Source organism: Aerococcus sp. L_32, from assembly GCF_050689315.1.
This window is the reverse complement of sequence record NZ_JBOEQF010001248.1, coordinates 1-529: the sequence shown is the minus strand read 5'-3', so window position 1 is coordinate 529 and position 529 is coordinate 1. Positions and strand designations below refer to the sequence as shown.

1 protein-coding gene is annotated in these 529 nt (G+C 46.3%); it reads right to left on the bottom strand.

The window, feature by feature from the left end:
• Positions 1-483 (bottom strand): AAA family ATPase (locus tag ACRCJ0_RS19155; RefSeq protein WP_431391801.1); only part of this gene is annotated, 483 nt, incomplete at its 3' end.
• Between the last annotated feature and the right edge of the window lie 46 nt (positions 484-529).

Sequence of the window (529 nt, the reverse complement as noted above, 5' to 3'; positions counted from 1 at the left end):
AATAGCCGCCATATCAGTTTCTGCATAAACATAGAAATCTGCACCTTCAAATCCTAGTCGCTCCGCTCGTAGCTTGATTTGATGCATCGATTCCTCTCCGGACACATATAAAACTGGCCCAGCACTCTGATGCAATTCAGCTGATACCTGTAGCATTAAGGTTGACTTCCCAATCCCTGGGTCACCACCAATTAAAACCAGCGAACCTTGCACCACACCGCCACCTAAGACGCGATTTAATTCGCCTAATTGGGTTTGGATACGCGGGGTTTCTTCCCCTTTAACCGCCGCTAATTTTTGTGGCTTCATCCGGCTTGAATCGGCTTGTCCAACGCGGGGTTCTGGATGAGCAATAGTCTTCCCATATAAGCGTTCCTCTTCCATTTGGTTCCAGGTCCCACAATTCGGACACTTGCCATAGAACTGAACACTCTCATAACCACAAGCCTGACACACATATCTCGTTGTCGTTTTCTTCGCCATATTGGACTTCACTCCTTTCTATTTATTTGAAAAATGGCAACTGACT